Origin of the sequence: Geobacillus sp. E263, assembly GCF_007197795.1 — a bacterium.
GTDB classification, from domain to species: Bacteria; Bacillota; Bacilli; order Bacillales; family Anoxybacillaceae; genus Parageobacillus_B; species Parageobacillus_B toebii.
The window spans coordinates 2,736,181-2,752,402 of record NZ_CP041632.1; the positions used below are offsets into that span (position 1 = coordinate 2,736,181).

Genomic DNA, 16,222 nt, shown 5'->3' on the forward strand with positions numbered 1-16,222 from the left:
ATTATGTTCCTATATGACTATTTTGCGAAACTGCGGCGCTATCTGTCATGGCAAACAAAAAAAATACAATCGTTAGAACAGCGGCTTCTCCTCCTTGAAAAACAGCTAATAGAACTTCAACAACAACCGCGTACAACCATTGAACGAATCGAATATAAATTTGACCAATTAAAAGTAGAAACATTGGAAGGGACATTAAATATTGGCATTACTCCCAACGGTGTTGGCAACACTATCGAAGATTTTGCCGTTCAACCTGAAAAAACAATAGTTCCAAAGCCGGAACCAGTCTTATTCCGCACCATTCAAGAAAAAGTTCATGCTTATTTAGAAAAGGAAGCAAAGGAAACGTTAAAGAAATTGGAAGAACAATATGCACTTCGTCTTGATGACACGTATCGACATTTTATTTTGCAAGACATCGCTCGACAAGTGGACGAACGAATCCATTTTTATTTACAGCAAAAAATGAATAACGGATACGTCCCTGCATCGGACAATGATAAATCGGTCGAAAACGAAATTTTTCAAAAAGTAAAGATGGATATTGAACAATCGCTTGACCTTTTTCTAAAACATTTACCAAAACAAGGGGGAGAACAATGAACTATACAGTGATTAACCGCGATATCCATGTTGGCGATATTCACTTAACAGCTATAACAAGCTCCGCCATTTTTTTAGTTGGAGATGCAGATGTTATTAATCTCGCTTCCACTTTCGACACACCGCCGGAATCGTTAATTATCGGTCCATTCGTCCCACTCGCTCCAAGAGGAGAATAATCATGAAACGAACATCGATGGTAGAATATTTTCATGGAGAAACAGTTGTTTATAGTTCTGTTTTACAAATCGGTGATTCACGGGAAATTACTTCGCGTTCTCGCGTTTTAGCGGTTCAACGACAATATGAATTATTTTTCGGGGGCGAAGGAGAAGAAATTTTTCCTATCTTTACAAGACCAATTCCCAAATTGCAGCCAAACAGCAATGATATTTTCATTCAAACCCTTCATCAATCTCCCGTTATTTCCGTTCGCTCCATTCGTATGTTAGCGGTTTCCACTTCTTCCGTTGTTCATATTGGATCGACTTCTACTGTTGATGCGGAAGCAAGAATTAAACATATTCGTCAGCTTGCTCCGGATTCTTCATTGCCTTCTATGACAAATACAGAAACCACTTCATCAATAACAAAGGATGAGAAATAATGCCTTCTGTCGTCGGACCCATTAAAATTAATACTGTCAGCAGTGGAGCAGTTGTGCAAATGGGGGATTGTCTTTATATCGCTCCAAAAGTAGCCACAAAAACAATGGCTGGTTCAGGAGGATTTAATACTGGGGATTTTATCATTACAAACAACGGCATCAGTTTAACAAACACGTTTGACTCCGATACGTTTGACAGCAATGTTGCTGCAAACAATTAGCAAAGCAGCCACTCCTTTTCAGGAAATGGCTGCTTTGCATTTTTATTAGTAAAAGTTACATGACTTCTAATCTAACTCTTGTTCCTCGCCCAGACGGTTCCGCCGGCTCAACAATAAGCCGCTTCGGCAGGCGGGAGCGAATTTCTTGCACATGACTGATTACCCCGACAGAAAGCCGCTGCGAATGAAGCTTTTCCAGTGCAGAAATAACCGTATCAAGAAGTTCCGCATCAAGCGTGCCAAACCCTTCGTCCAAGAAGAAAAACTGAAGCGGATATTCCCCACGCAATTGAATTTGTGCTGATAACGCCAATGCGAGCGATAATGATGTTAAAAACGTTTCTCCTCCTGATAATGTTGTCACTGGACGCTTTACCCCGCCATTGGCATCATCGCGAATGAGAAACCCTCCTTGTGAGTCGACTTCCAATGAATAGCGCTGTCTTGTCAACGAACTTAATCGCTCGGAAGCCATTCTTGTCACTTGAATGAGTTGTTCTTCCGCCATAAATTCGACAAAGCTGTTTCCCTTTAAAATCGACTGCAAATGTTTATAACGATCCATAAGAGCGGCTAACTCTTGTTGTTTTTTCTCTAATTCCGTAAACCGTTTATGTTTTTCCGTTAATTCTTCCACTTTGTTTTGCGCGGCACCCACTTGCTGCATGGCTTCATCTACTTGTTGTTTTATTTGTTCATATACAGTCTGCAATTGTTCCCATTGTTGTTGATCAATCATTTCCCCACCGATCGCTTCGGTCAGCTGCTGAAGACGATGCTGGGCATGTTGCACTTTCTGCCAATAATGTTTGATTTGCTGTTCCCACTCGAGGCGTAATTCTTCTGCCGCCTTTGCTTCTTTCACTTCGTTTTCATCGGCAAATGTTGTTTTTTTCAATTCATTAAGCCAACGCAATTTCGCTTCTTCGTACCGTTCTTTTCCTTCTTCCAACGACTGCTGTATCGCTTTTGCTTCCGTTTCTAAAGCTTGGTATTGTTTTTGTGCCTGCAGCCATCTTTGATATGCTTCTTCTTCTTCTTTTTTTAAGTAAAGCAGCTGTTTTTCCACTTGAAGAAGTTGCTCTTCTACTTGCTTTCCACCTGCTTTTTCCATTAACTGCTGTTTATAGTCATCTGCCAGTTGTTGTTTAGCCTTCCACAAAGAAACAAGGCGGACTTTTTCCGTTTCCAGCTCTCGCTGCTGTTGGGCTAATCGCTCTTTTTCATTTAATTTAGTTTCAAGAAACGGAATGCTGTCATCGATTCGTTTTTGCAATTTCCGAACGATTTCTTCATGTTTTCGCATTTGGTTGCGGAGCGCTTCGATCGTATCAAAAGAAAAATCGGTATATTTTTCACGCCAGCTTGCTTCTAATTGATTGTATTCATTGAAACGATATTCCCGCTCCGTTTGTAATTCTTGTACATCTTTTTCTAGCAATCTTAATTCTTGCTCGATGGCTTGCTGTGACGATTCGGCATCACGCCACTTTTGCAGCGCCTGCTGAAGGGCTTCTTTTAATTGCAAACAATCTTGTTGAAGTGCTTTCACTTCCACGGCAATATCGATATCTTCTTCAACCTTTAATTTACTTACATCGAATCGTTGGAACGTCCACTCATTTCCAATAAATTGCGCCAATTGTTCAAGCTGTGCTTTTAATGTGTGCAACACTTGCATATAAGTTTGTCCTTGTTTTACCTGCTGTTCCAATATAGCGATTTTCCCGCTGCTAACGTTATTGTGCTCATATACATACGGATTCGGATGTTCGCATGACCCGCAGACAGGACATGGTTCTCCTTGGCGAAGTTGTCTAGCAAGAATTGCTGCCATCTCTGCAGTTTGCGCCTGCTCCGCTTTTTCGCGTTCTTGCTCGAGCTGTTGTTCATACCGATACAACCGTTTTTCTAACTGCCATTGTCTCTCACAGACAGAATGATAGACTTTCTCTATTTTTTGGAACAAAACGTGCAATTTTTCTTTTGCCGTCTCTGCGCGCTGCTTTCTTTTTTCTCGTTCCTTATTGGCCTGCTGTTGCGCTTTTTGTTTTTGTGCCAGCCGTTGTTGAATATCTTGAAGCGCATCTGTTATTCTTTCAATTTGCTGTTTTTCATCGTATGCTCGCTCAACCACTTCCTTTTGCTCTATAGAAGCTGCATATTTTTGCAGCTCTGCCTTTAACATTTGTTGTTTTTCCAGCCCGCGTTCATACAACTTTGCTGCTTCCTGCCATTCGACAAGCTTTTTCCGTTCTTCTTCTTCTAGCAAATGAATTTGTTTCCTCATTTCGTTTAATTCTGTTTCTAACGCATGGATTTGAGCCGCTAACTGTTTTGCCTGGGTGAGCTGTTCTTTTTTTGCTAATAAATGAGGTTCGGAAGCGGCCTTTTCTTGCCGAATACGTTCATAACGATGCATCGCTTTTTCATAAAGTTCTTTAGCTTGTACGAGTTTTTTCTGTAATTCCTTTTGTTTCTCCTCTGCATTGATCACAAACCGGCGCGCTTCTTCATACTGTTCGAGATATGGCCACATTCGTTCCGCTTGTTCCGCGCGTTCTTTTCTATTCTCTAATAAGCGAATATGTGATTCTTCACTGGCAAGGCGCGCTAGTTCGGCTTCAAGTTCTTCTTTTTCCCTTTGCCATGCCCATAACTGTTTCGTTCGTTCCATCGTTACTTCCATATCATGTAATTCTGCTTTTCGCTTTTGCAGTAAATCCCAAAGTGTCTCTAACTCTTGTTTCGCGCGTTCAAGCGCTTCTTCCGATGCATCTCCTAAACCTGTCTTCTCAGCGATCACTTCATTTAATTCATTAGAAATGGCAGCGAGTTTTTCTTTCAATTTTTTATTTAACTTGTCTCCATATGGTTCCAAATGAAAAAGGCGCTGTAGCATCTGCCGTCGTTCGGCGCCTTTCAATGATAAAAATTCGGCGAATTTCCCTTGCGGCAGCACGACGGCGCGCGTAAAATCTTTCATCGTTAAACCAAGCAATTGCTCTATCGCTTTATTGACTTCCGTCAACTTATCCGCCAACACAACGGTTTCTGCGCCAACTTCGATAAGCCGGCATATTCCGCTTTTTAACCGCCATTCATCGCCACGTTTAAAGCTGCGCTCTACCGTATATCGCTTCGTGCATGTGGCATTTTCTAATTCAAACGTAAAAGAAACGAACAGTTCATTTTCCGCATGATTCATAATTCCTTGCGTATGGTTTGGCGCACGTTCCACACTGCCAAATAACGCAAGTGTAATCGCGTCTAAAATCGTTGATTTCCCGCTTCCAGTTGGGCCGAAAATGCCAAAGACACCACCTTCGCATAATGATTGAAAATCAATCGTTTGTTTCTCGCGAAAACTGTGCAAACCCGCTATCGTTAATGAAATCGGCTTCACTCTTCCGTCTCCCCCTCTTCTTCCTGTTCCGCCACCAGTTCTAAAAATAATCGGACAAGCTCGTCGTCCGCCTTGCCGCCGCCTGTCTGGCGCTCATAAAAACGGCGGAACATTTCTTCTAATGATAATCGCTCTTGCTTCCGATTCTCTATATGCTCTTCTTTTTCTGGAAAGACAGGACGGATATGCACAAAACCAGAATGAAGCTTGCGCAATCGATAAATTTCCTCCATGGATAACGGCTGTGAAAGGTGAATTTCCAAATCAATCCATGCAGATGGATCTTTTCCTTCTTCACACCAGCGATATACTTGGGCAATTCCTTCGGTTGCTTGCCACCTTACTAACGGTTTGCCAGAGGACAACGGTATTTCGGAAACTATCGCTTTTTCCCCTGGTTTTACATCGACAATCGTAACAGATTTAGCGTATCCCGCTTCAGAAAAGCTATATGCAAGCGGTGAACCAGAGTAACGCGCCGCCGTTTCAGCACGTTTTACATCTTGCGGCCGATGCAAATGGCCAAGCGCGACATATTGAGCTTGTTTTGGCAAACTAGTAGCAGCTACTGTGTAAGCACCACCGACTTCAATCGGCCGTTCCGAATCGGATGTACTTCCTCCTGCCACATAAATATGACTCATTGCGATGTTTACCGTCTTTTCCGAAAACGAAGCGGACATCGCTGCAAATAGATGGCGAATGCGCTCGTCGTATCGGTCACGCAAAGAAATTTCGGAATGTTCTTTGGACAGCAATTCTGCTAAACGCGATTCAGAAGGATACGGGAGCGGAGCGAGCATCATCGTTTCATTTCGCGCTGGCACTTCAATGCGATAGACGGTCGTGTCCGGCCACCCTAGCAAAAGGATGCCGTAATCGGCTACTAATTTCCTAGCAGCGCTAATCCGCTCCGGATGGTCATGGTTACCGGCAATAACAGCAACCGGACGTTTTCCTTTATCTGAAAGGCGGGCAAGACTTTCGTAAAACAATTGTTCAGCTGCTGCCGGCGGATTAACAGAATCAAACACATCTCCCGCCATTAACACGACATCAATTTTTTCTTTTTCCACGATGTCGACAAGCTCATCAATAAATTGTTCCTGTTCCGGCAGACGGCTTCTTCCTTCCAGCGTTCTTCCTAAATGCCAGTCGGCTGTATGTAAAATGCGCATACGCTTTCCGTTCCTTTCTTTCTAGAAAGTATTCGGAAAAGAGGAGATCCTCTTTTCCGTTTCTAGTTTCTATATGGAAATAAGATGTGAGCCATCAAATAAATATAAATAACATTCATCTACATTGATTTTCCAAATTTGTTCTACAGCGCGACGGTATAACTGCATTTGTGTTTTATAGCGGGATATTATCACCTGTTTTGCTTCATGCCAACCTCCTGCGAACCGATTAGTTACGGTGTCTGTTTTAAAGTCGATTAATACAAGTCCTTTTTCGTCAGCAAATAAACAATCAATGACGCCTTGAACAAGAACTTTTCTTTCTTCGCCAACACCGTCTTCATATACTTCTTTTGCCGGCAGCGCCAAGCTAAACGGCACTTCACGATACACTTCGTCTGCGGCACGTAGGCGCTTGCCGATTTCTGTGTCGAAAAACGCAACAACGCTCGAAATATCGATCGCTTCCGCCTGTTCGTGTGTTAGCAGCTCCATTTGAACTAATTTGGCTATTTGTTCACGAACCGTCTCTTCCGTAATTGGTGCTGTCAAATCGACTTGCTGCATCACAATATGCATTGCCGTTCCTTTTTCTGCCGGTGTCAATGTTTTCTCACTCATAAACATTGGACGCTCAAACAGCGGTGTGGAAAATGAATGGAGCGGCATTCGGTCGGCATTTTCCCCAAAAATTTCACGATGTCGTTTTAACTCAGATACCGTTTGCTTCGCACGGACAAGCATTTCTTTTTCATATGCGTATTCCCACGAAAGAAGGCGATCAACCTCTTCCTTCCATTCCCCCGCGTTCGGAACACGCTCTCCTCGTTTTAACGCGGTGATTATTTGCTCATCCATCTGCTCGGCTTCTTTATCCACGTCATACAATTGGCTCGCCGGAATGACTTCCATATGCCAAATAGACGGATGGGAAGCGATTTTCTCACATACATAGGACAAATCACCGAAGTTTCGCCCGTCACGATGGCGGATGAGCGCTCTTCCGATCCAATCTAAGTAACAACGCGCAGAAGCACGGACATCATCCGGCAAAAGCCACTCTTCTTCCATCGCAGTGCTTTTCCATTTTGCTACTTCTTTTTCCGCATCTTTCACCGCTGCGATTAAATATAGTTTCTCTTTTGCCCTTGTTAACGCAACATATAAAATTCGCATTTCTTCCGCTAAAAAATCGAGCCGTTTCTTCTGTTTTATCGCGATTTGCGGCAATGTCGGATAGCTGATGCGCAGCTTTGGATCTACAAATCTCGCCGCAAACCCGAGTTCTTTATCAAGCAAATACGATTCATATAAGTCTCGCGTATTAAACGGACGCGATAGCCCTGCAATAAAAACGATTGGAAATTCAAGCCCTTTGCTACTATGAATCGTCATAATGCGGACAACATCTTCTTGTTCGCCAAGAGCACGTGCCGCTCCTAAATCGTCCCCGCGATTTTGCAGGCGTTCAATAAACCGTAAAAAGCGAAACAATCCTCGAAATGACGTCGTTTCATATTGCCGAGCTCGGTCATAAAGCGCGCGCAAATTCGCTTGTCGTTGTTTCCCGCCAGGCAAACCACCGACAAAATCGTAAAATTGCGTATCCCGATATAGCTGCCAAATAATATCCGCCAACGAACGCTGACGCGCCATTGTCCGCCAATGTTTTAGCTGTTCGTAAAACAGGCGCAATTTTTGTTGCAACGCTGCTTCTTCTTTGTCATCCACCGTTTTAGTCAAAAATGACACCATTGCCTCATAAAACGTGCCTTTCTTCTCATGAATGCGGATAAGCGCTAATTCATTTTCATTCAAACCGACAATTGGAGAACGCAAAACCGATGCAAGCGGTATGTCTTGATATGGATTATCGATCACTTTTAACAGCGACAGCATGATAGATATTTCTGTCGCTTGGAAATATCCAGAAGATAGATCCGCATACACCGGAATGCCTTGCGCGCGAAATTCTTCCATTATTTGCGGAGCGGCCGTCATGGAACGGAGAAGAATAACGATGTCTCGATACATGGCGCGGCGCATTCGTTTTGCTTTGCGATCGTAAACGTGAAACGGCTCGGAGACGATTTCCTTTATTTTTTTTGCCATCATGCGCGCTTCCAGCTGTGCTGCTGCTAGATCATTCGTGTCAAACTCCCCGGTTTCTTCGTCGTCTTTGCTATTTCGGTCAATAATGATCAATTCCGGCGCTGCCTGCTCATTGTCCGGATAGTCAACGGCGCCATATTTTAATTCCGCCGCTTCGTCATATTCCATCTCCCCGACTGTTTCGCTCATAATTTGTTTAAAAATAAAGTTCGTTCCATGCAAAATTTCCGCGCGGCTGCGAAAGTTATTGGATAAGTCAATTTTCATTCCCGATTGCTTACCGTCTGCCGTAAACCGTTTATATTTGCTTAAAAATAACATCGGCTCCGCCAAGCGAAAGCGGTAAATGGATTGTTTTACGTCACCTACCATAAATAAATTTCCGGTATGTTCATTTCCTTTTGTCACAAGCCGCAATATCGCTTCTTGCACCATGTTCGTATCTTGATATTCGTCAACAAGCACTTCAACAAATTGAGCGCGATAATCCAAAGCAGCGTCAGACGGAAGCCATTGTCCGTCAGCTGAATTCGGATGGCGCAAAATTTGCAAACAATAATGCTCCAAATCCGAAAAATCGACGATTCCTTTTTCACGCTTGCGTGCTTGAAACATTTCCGTAAATTGTTTTACTAACCGAACAATCGTTTCAACGACCGGTTTCATCTCCCGCATATGTCGAAGCCATGTAGTCGGGCGGAGAGAAAATACATTGTCCCGTAACGATTCCAATTTCTTTTTCGCTTGATCGCGCAATGATTTTGCTTCTTCCACGAGCTGCGGATCGTATTCGTCGCCGCGGCACGATTTTAAACGCGATAACGACAACGACTTCATCGCTTCATATAGCTCGTCCCATGAGCGGTCTAACAATGCTTCAAAATGGGCGATAAGCTGCAAATCATCGCGATAATTTTCAGCTCGCGGCAACGGCCCTCCAGGCAAATGAGCCAGTTGTAAAGCTCTTGCAATAAGGCGTTTTGCCGCTGCCAATTCCATCTCTACATATTTTCTTAAGTAAGAAATATACGGAAGCTGCGTTAATGGAGTATCCTCGTCTATGTCATACATCGCAACAAGTTGGTCAAGCCATCTATACGGTTCCGGATGCGACCGGGAAAATTCATAGATAGACAAAATCATTTCTTGCAGTTCAGCGTCGCTCCGGTCCCCTGTATAACGGTCCACCACTTCGAAAAACAGCTCGTTATCGGCTTTTCCGTACTCTTCTTCCAAGAGTTCTTCCATCACTTCTTCTTTCAGCAATTCCATTTCCGTATCATCAGCAATGCGAAATACGGGATCAATATCGATCAAATAGTAATATTTGCGAATAACGTCCAAACAAAAGGAGTGAATTGTTGAAATCGAAGCACGATTCAACAAACTAAGCTGTCTGCGCAAATGGAGCGAGTTTGGCTGTTTATCCAGCTCGCGTTCGATCGCCTCGGCAATTCTCGTTTTCATTTCGGCCGCAGAAGCGTTGGTAAACGTCACAACAAGAAGCCGGTCGACATCAATCGGGTCTTCTTTCGCCGTAATTTTTTGGATAATCCGTTCGACAAGCACCGCTGTTTTCCCTGATCCTGCCGCCGCTGCCACTAAAATGTCTTGGCCATCCGCAACAATAGCCTTCCATTGTTCATCCGTCCACTGACTTTCCTTCGGTTTCGGACGAAAAACGATATTCATTTCAGTCCTTCCCTTCTGAAAATTTTTGAACAATTTCGCGGTTTTCTTCCGGAACTAACAAGCGATAGCGATTATTTGAAAACGATTCATCAAACTGACAAACCGACTTAAATGCACAAAACTCGCAAGGCGTCTGTTCATTTAACTTGTATGGCGAAATGTCGACGATTCCGTCGACGATTTGAATGCCAATGGTTTGAAACAGCTGGCGGATATGTTGGCGAAGACGCGAAAAATCTTCTTCACTGACCACCGATGAGCTGGAATGAATAGCGCCTTTTTTCGTAATTTGGGCTGGAACGATTAACGACCATTTTCCTTCCTCCATTTGCGTGTCCATCAAGCGGATTGCTTCCACATCCCCGAGCAAAAGCCCGCGCATTTTAAATTGTTCCAACAGCTTTCGTTCCACTTCTTTTTCATCATAAAGGAGCTGATCGCTTTTAATAATTGGATTGTGCACATGGAAATAAAGAATCCCGGCCGGAAAAGCTTCCTTGCCGACTAGCTGTTCTGCATAAGTGAGCACAATGTCCAAGTAAGTGAGCATTTGCAGCGCAAGGCCGTAATATACTTCCGTTAAATTCAGCGTTTTGGCGCTAGATTTATAGTCAATGACGCGCAATAGCACTCCCCTTGAACTTTCCGCTTTATCAACGCGGTCAATTCGTCCGACAAGCTCCATCACCGTACCGTCCGGAAGCCGGAACGTAAGCGGTGGAAGCACGCCATTTGGTCCAAACTCCAACTCAAGGCCAATCGGCACAAAACTGCTTGCTTTCGCGTGCTCGCTTAATACATTCGTTGTCCGCGCAATAACGTTTTGCAGCTTTCGTTTCATATAATAGTAGCGATTGGAACTAAGCAATATTTGCTGCTGAATGAGCGGTGCGATTTGTTCCACCGCTTCCATTGACAGCTGCTCACACTGCTGTTTGGACAAATGGCGCCAATCAATTTTTGCTTCGCGAAGGCGGTCGGAAATAATTTTCAGCGCAGAGTGAAATAGTTGTCCAATGTCAGGAGCATCGAGCCGAAAAACAGCCCGTTCCTTTAACCGTAAGCCATGGGAAACAAAATGGGAAAACGGGCATTTTTGAAATTGCTCCATGCGCGATACGCTCGCCTGAATTTTTTTGCCGTACAATCGCTTGCTAATTTCTTTTTTCAACGGCGTTGCCTCATTCGTATAAAATACCCCTGCAATCGCTTTGCGCGCGTGACTTCTCCATTGTTGATCACTTACGTAAAAGTTATATACATCCCACCAAAGCGGCGCAATCGAGTAATTCCGTTTCCATGCTTGCAGTTGTGTTACAAGATATGTTAACGTCGCACGCGGAACAGTGACAAATTCATGTTGTTCCGCAAACGGCGCATCAAGCGGATCATTTCCGCAGACACGCTTTTGCAAATTCGGGAATAAATCAGTAAGATGCTTAATAATGATCGAAGGAGAGAGCGCTTTTCCTTCTTCATTTGCCAGCGGATAGGTCACATATAGCCGCTCGCTTGGACTCGTTAATGCTAAATAAATGAAAAACGGTTCATAAAATAATTGTTCTCTTCCTCCTGGAGCAACTCTCGTTCCAAACTGCTGTAAAAGTTCCCGTTCCGTTTCCGCCAGCAATCCGTCTTCTTTTGCTTTCGCCGGAATGATACCTTCATTTACGCCAATAATAAATGCGCATTTTACATCAATAAGACGAGAACGGTCTAATTGGGCAATAATCACTTGGTCCATCGCGGGTGGAACAAGCGAAAATTCGAGACGGTCAAGCCCTGTTTCGATGATTTTCGCAAACTCTGCTACCGGTATCGATTCATCTCCTAACATTTCTACATATTGGTTTAATAAATCAATCACCGCATTCCATACTTGCTCATGCTGTCTTGCTTCCATCAACCTGCCTTGTTCTTCCGCTTCTTTGCTCATTTTTTCTAGTTTTCTAGGAATTTGCAATTCTTCTAAGAATAAATAAATCGCTTCACAAAGGCTTCTGCCGCCTTTCGCTCTACGCATTCGGCGCTCTAGCTTAGAGAGCGGAGCTGCAATTATATCACGCCATTCGTTTAACTTTTCTTCGTATTGCTTTTCCTCATCTGTTTGCGGGATGGATAATCCTTCTAATGCCTGGTAGCGGCGGTATGTCCAACGTTCACCATTTGTCCATTTTTCTCCTTTAATTCCGTATGCGAGAACATAATTTTCTAGCTGGTCCATCGCTTCTCGCAACGCAACGATATCTTCTTCCACTGGAAATAATAAATCGGTTTTAATGGCGCGAAATACCGATTCATAACGCCAGCGCGATGTAATAATTTCCATGCTGGCCCGCAGCAATTCAATAAGTGGGTGATGATGCATCGGCTCTTTTTCATCCATAAAATAAGGAATATGAAAATCATAAAAAATGGTTTTCACTAAATCGCGATAATCTTCCGTATTGCGAACAATCAAAGCAATATCACGATAACGATATCCTTTGTCACGCACAAGATGAACGATTTCTCGAGCAATCGCTTCGATTTCCGCGCGGCGGTTTGCCGCTTCATACACATTAACCGCCTCTGTCTCTTCTGAATAGACAACCGCGGGGCGCTCATGATAATACGCTTCAAGATGAGCAAGTGCTTTTTCTTGATGGCGCATATTTCTATCTAAAATCATGGTTTCTTCGATGGCAACATCATTTAAGAGCGCCATTTGGCGAATATCATGATAAGTTTTTGCCGTTAAATAAAATAAATGCAATTCATTTGGCAATCGGTCATCGTAAGGCGCATCTACTGTTAATGCCACAGTAACACGTTTACAATGAATAAGCAGCTGTTCAAGCACCATATACTCCTGTGGTGTAAATTGGTGGAACCCATCAATATAGATTTCTGCATTACGCAAATAGCGGGATTGCGGGATTTTTTCGGAAAGCAACCGCAAATAATCCTCCGAATCTATGTAATGGTTCAATAAACTTCTCTCTAGTTCCTCATAAATGATGGATATATCGTTTAATTTATCGGCTAACACCTTTTCAGCCGGCTTTTTTCCTTGTTCCGTCAGCGCTTTTACATGTTCGCGAAGATGCTGTGGAGTAACACAATAACGTTTACATTCTGTAATCATGTCGTGAAGCTGTTTGATAAAGCCTGTTTTATCAACGGCGCGGCCAAATAATTTCAATTGTTGTTTCTTTTGTTCGACAATTTTTCGAATCATCATCTGCATTCCGATATCATTCACATGGTATCGACTCATTCCGCCAGTTTCCTGCAAAATACGCCATGCTAACCGTGTAAAGCTAAAAACTTGCGCCCGGATCATTCCACCTAATCCTGGTGTATGTATTAACGCATATTCTGATTGAAACGTCATTTGCTCTGGAACAAGATAAATAATCGGATTCCCTTTTGGCTCTTCTTTTAATTTACGACGAATTTCATTTAAGCACGTTGTTGTTTTTCCACTTCCCGATCTTCCTAAAAGAAATCGAAGCGACATCGATATCACCTTCATTTTCTATTATTTCCTTCATTTTAGCACATATGTTCGTATTCTGGAAGAAAAAATAGTATTCACGAGCTATACCGCATCGATGAATACCTTTTACGCGAACTACCCGCCACTTCACTTCGTTTGAACTTAAGCGATTTGAAGTTTTCGCCAAGCGATAAACTAAAAAACCGTTTTACACTTCCCCTCGTTCCAAAGGCGTCCGTTCTTCTATCATTTTATAGCCATGCGTTTACTGCCGCAAATAGAAATTCATTTCCACTCCAAACAAAATTTTTAAACTATATCAAAATCGGACAGAAAATTGTTGAACAGGCCAATAGCGCAAATCAACTTTTCCTACTACTTGACTTATTTTCACGAATCCGAAATGCCGGCTGTCCCAGCTGCTTAACCGGTTATCGCCAAGGACAAAAATATATCCTTCCGGCACTCTCTTTTTCCCTGTAAGTTCTTCCAGCGTAAAATCTCCCGTCAACTTTCCGCCAATCAATTTTTGTTTATACGGTTGTAAATACGGTTCATTGGTTTTTTTTCCGTTAATATATAGCACATCATTTTTATATTCAATTTGATCACCAGGCAGTCCGATCACGCGTTTTACGTAATCTTCCTTTTCGTTCGCATGAAAGACGACAACATCAAACCGATGAATATCGCCAATTTGATAACTTAGTTTATTTACAATCAACAAATTTCCTTCTTGCAATGTCGGCATCATCGATTTCCCCTCCACCATATAGTTGGTGAAGCAAAGAAACCGTAATACCAAAATAAAAGTGAGTGCACCTCCGAAAAGAAATGACCTGCGCCACCGCCGTCTCTTCTCCCCCATGTTCCAATCGCCACCTGCCATTATCCATCTCCCTCATTATACCGTTTTTCAGTTATCGAAAACTTCGCTTCCACTTTCTTTCCAGCATACCATAACATTGCGATAACAACCGCTATCGCGACTGTACGCAACGGCTGTTTCACAAGCGCGGCAATATCATATCCAATAAAACTAATTGTAAAAATCATTACCATCTTTCCCAATAATACGGCTAAAATAAATTGCTGCTGGCTTATCCGCGACAACCCTGCAACAACATTGACGACCGCTGATGGAGTAAACGGAAAACAATATATTAAAAACACTGGGCCAAAACCATGACGCTCAATCCAGTGCATAAACTGCCTGACTTTTCGATGGCGGCTTACAAAACGAAAAAAACGCTTTTGTCCAATTTTTCGTGTAAGCCAAAAAACGAGAATGGAACCGAGACAGGCGCCGATCCACGAAATAAGGAAACCTTTCCACAAACCAAATGCTGCCGCATTTGCCATAACGAAAACAAACATTGGTAAAACAGGAAAAAACGATTCCAACAACGTTGCTGCAATTCCTGGGAACACTCCAAAGGAGCGATACTGCTCCAGCTTGGATAGTGCGTTGTCAAGGGTAAACCATTGTTTGATTGCTTCGATGTCCATTTATACTCCCCATTCATATTATATGCTATATATTTATTTTACACACTTCTAAGGGGAATTTGAACTAATCTTTATGGATATGAATGATCAAAACAATGGAAAATGATTAAATATATAAGTTGCAATTTTGTTTTACATGGCATTGTTCGCTCTTCTTGTTACCGTGCCAGCTTGTCAGGTGATAAAGACGGGACATGGAGATCGGAAATTCTTTATTACAACCTATATAGTAATAATAGTAATGAAAAAATAACAGCTGCAAGAGCCGTTTTTCTCCCACTTACTTGCGATGAAGAAAATCCGCTGAAGTGGGAGATTTTTCGGCTTTTTAAAAAACTATTGCTGCAACCACCCTTTAGAATGATTCATCCGAAACACATACTGCAGTTTACGTTCTCTTGCTTCCATTCGCTCTGTTAGTTTCGTTCTGAGCTGTGCCGTACGATAAAGTTGATTGACAAAAGAGTGGTAGGAAACATCAAGTAAAATACTTTTTTCGTTGGTAAAATAGACGATTGTTTGATCATTTTTTGTGGGCTCATATTTATATACGTGAATGTGTGATAGCCAAACACAGCGGGAATCACTAGGGGAAATCGTTGGGAAAACGTAAATTTCGTTGAGCGGTTCGATTGCGATCGGCGCTTTATGCGTAATGCCGATGACAGCTCGGGTGCCTTCTTTTCTGCCTCGAAAACTAGAACCATAATAGTCGCAGCTGCGTTTAATAATATCAATTGGCCTCATTTTAACAATATACTCGCCATCTTCTTCCACAACTTTTGCGTAGAAATTACCATGTAAGTGATGCGGTAAAACCGCCATGGTATAGCGGCTAATAATAAATTTATTCAGGACGATAAACTCATTTACTTTCATTACAAATTTCTCTCCTCTCTTATACATTGTACCTAATTCCATCATATCATTAATAGTTATATTTTTCTATATTTTCAAAAAACAATGAACAATTTTTATGATGAAAATCACGTTAAATAATAAATCCCATGACCAAAGTCATGGGAGAAAGGTGTTTTTAGAATGGCTAATCTCTCGCGAACTCTTCCACTTATTAATGGAATGAAAGCGGAAGAGGTTCATGAATTATGAAATGTTTGCCGAATTTCTTCTTCCGCTAAATATTCATTTGCTTGTTCAATAGCTGTATGCTCGCCAATCGAACCTCCAGCATATGTTTCCTCATTCAAAAATGCCTGCTGAAAATGAAAATCTGTACTTATGCGAAACTCTGGATGCAACGTTGGCTCAAATGGCATTTCTCTTTTTTCATTTTCCTTTTGCATATGATAATCGCCTCCCATGTTTAGGATGTGTTAGTATTTCCAAATTATACAAAACTAGAAGGAATGTTGTTATTTTGTAATATTTCATTGGGAAGGCAACCATAAA

General features: G+C 42.4%; 12 protein-coding genes. 4 read left to right on the top strand and 8 right to left on the bottom strand.

The genetic code is table 11. The annotated features are described in order from the left end of the window. Positions 1 to 3 precede the first annotated feature (3 nt). The 4 genes from FNL97_RS14015 to FNL97_RS14030 are packed head-to-tail and all read left to right on the top strand — an operon-like array spanning position 4 to position 1,434. Positions 4 to 606 carry a spore germination protein GerPC gene (locus FNL97_RS14015; RefSeq protein ID WP_041269825.1) on the top strand — a complete coding sequence of 201 codons (603 nt, stop codon included), beginning with the start codon at positions 4 to 6 and terminating at the stop codon, positions 604 to 606. Next, complete coding sequence (locus FNL97_RS14020) at positions 603 to 785, top strand: spore germination protein GerPD (protein WP_012749371.1); 183 nt, start codon at positions 603 to 605, stop codon at positions 783 to 785. The genes FNL97_RS14015 and FNL97_RS14020 overlap by 4 nt, the downstream gene beginning before the upstream one ends. Before the next feature lie 2 nt (positions 786 to 787). Beyond that, positions 788 to 1,213 carry a spore germination protein GerPE gene (locus tag FNL97_RS14025; RefSeq protein ID WP_062677222.1) on the top strand — a complete coding sequence of 142 codons (426 nt, stop codon included), beginning with the start codon at positions 788 to 790 and terminating at the stop codon, positions 1,211 to 1,213. Beyond that, a complete protein-coding gene (locus tag FNL97_RS14030) occupies positions 1,213 to 1,434 on the top strand; it encodes a spore germination protein (protein WP_012749369.1) in 222 nt (73 codons plus the stop codon). The genes FNL97_RS14025 and FNL97_RS14030 overlap by 1 nt, the downstream gene beginning before the upstream one ends. A 55-nt stretch (positions 1,435 to 1,489) precedes the next feature. On the opposite strand, the gene FNL97_RS14035 is transcribed toward FNL97_RS14030, so the two are convergent. The 8 genes from FNL97_RS14035 to FNL97_RS14070 all read right to left on the bottom strand — a co-directional run bounded on the left by FNL97_RS14035 (position 1,490) and on the right by FNL97_RS14070 (position 16,116). After that, positions 1,490 to 4,840 carry an AAA family ATPase gene (locus tag FNL97_RS14035; protein WP_143416001.1) on the bottom strand — a complete coding sequence of 1,117 codons (3,351 nt, stop codon included), beginning with the start codon at positions 4,838 to 4,840 and terminating at the stop codon, positions 1,490 to 1,492. Continuing rightward, the gene (locus tag FNL97_RS14040) at positions 4,837 to 6,018 is read right to left on the bottom strand and encodes an exonuclease SbcCD subunit D (protein WP_062677220.1); all 1,182 of its coding nucleotides are present in this window, start codon (positions 6,016 to 6,018) and stop codon (positions 4,837 to 4,839) included. Before FNL97_RS14040 ends, FNL97_RS14035 begins: the two co-directional genes overlap by 4 nt. A 69-nt stretch (positions 6,019 to 6,087) precedes the next feature. Further along, positions 6,088 to 9,822, bottom strand: coding sequence for a helicase-exonuclease AddAB subunit AddA (gene addA, locus FNL97_RS14045; protein ID WP_143416002.1), 3,735 nt, complete (start codon positions 9,820 to 9,822; stop codon positions 6,088 to 6,090). A 1-nt stretch (position 9,823) separates the two neighbouring features. Further along, on the bottom strand, positions 9,824 to 13,324 hold the full coding sequence (gene addB, locus FNL97_RS14050; protein WP_286173386.1) for a helicase-exonuclease AddAB subunit AddB: 3,501 nt from the start codon (positions 13,322 to 13,324) through the stop codon (positions 9,824 to 9,826). 298 nt (positions 13,325 to 13,622) lie between these two features. After that, entirely contained in the window at positions 13,623 to 14,171 is a 549-nt protein-coding gene (lepB, locus tag FNL97_RS14055; RefSeq protein WP_041269824.1) for a signal peptidase I, read from the bottom strand. Between the two features lie 20 nt (positions 14,172 to 14,191). Beyond that, positions 14,192 to 14,812: a TVP38/TMEM64 family protein gene (locus FNL97_RS14060; protein WP_143416004.1), complete on the bottom strand. Its 621-nt coding sequence runs from the start codon at positions 14,810 to 14,812 to the stop codon at positions 14,192 to 14,194. A 336-nt stretch (positions 14,813 to 15,148) separates the two neighbouring features. Continuing rightward, complete coding sequence (locus tag FNL97_RS14065) at positions 15,149 to 15,691, bottom strand: competence protein ComK (protein ID WP_012749362.1); 543 nt, start codon at positions 15,689 to 15,691, stop codon at positions 15,149 to 15,151. 218 nt (positions 15,692 to 15,909) lie between these two features. Further along, complete coding sequence (locus tag FNL97_RS14070; RefSeq protein ID WP_012749361.1) at positions 15,910 to 16,116, bottom strand: hypothetical protein; 207 nt, start codon at positions 16,114 to 16,116, stop codon at positions 15,910 to 15,912. Between the last annotated feature and the right edge of the window lie 106 nt (positions 16,117 to 16,222).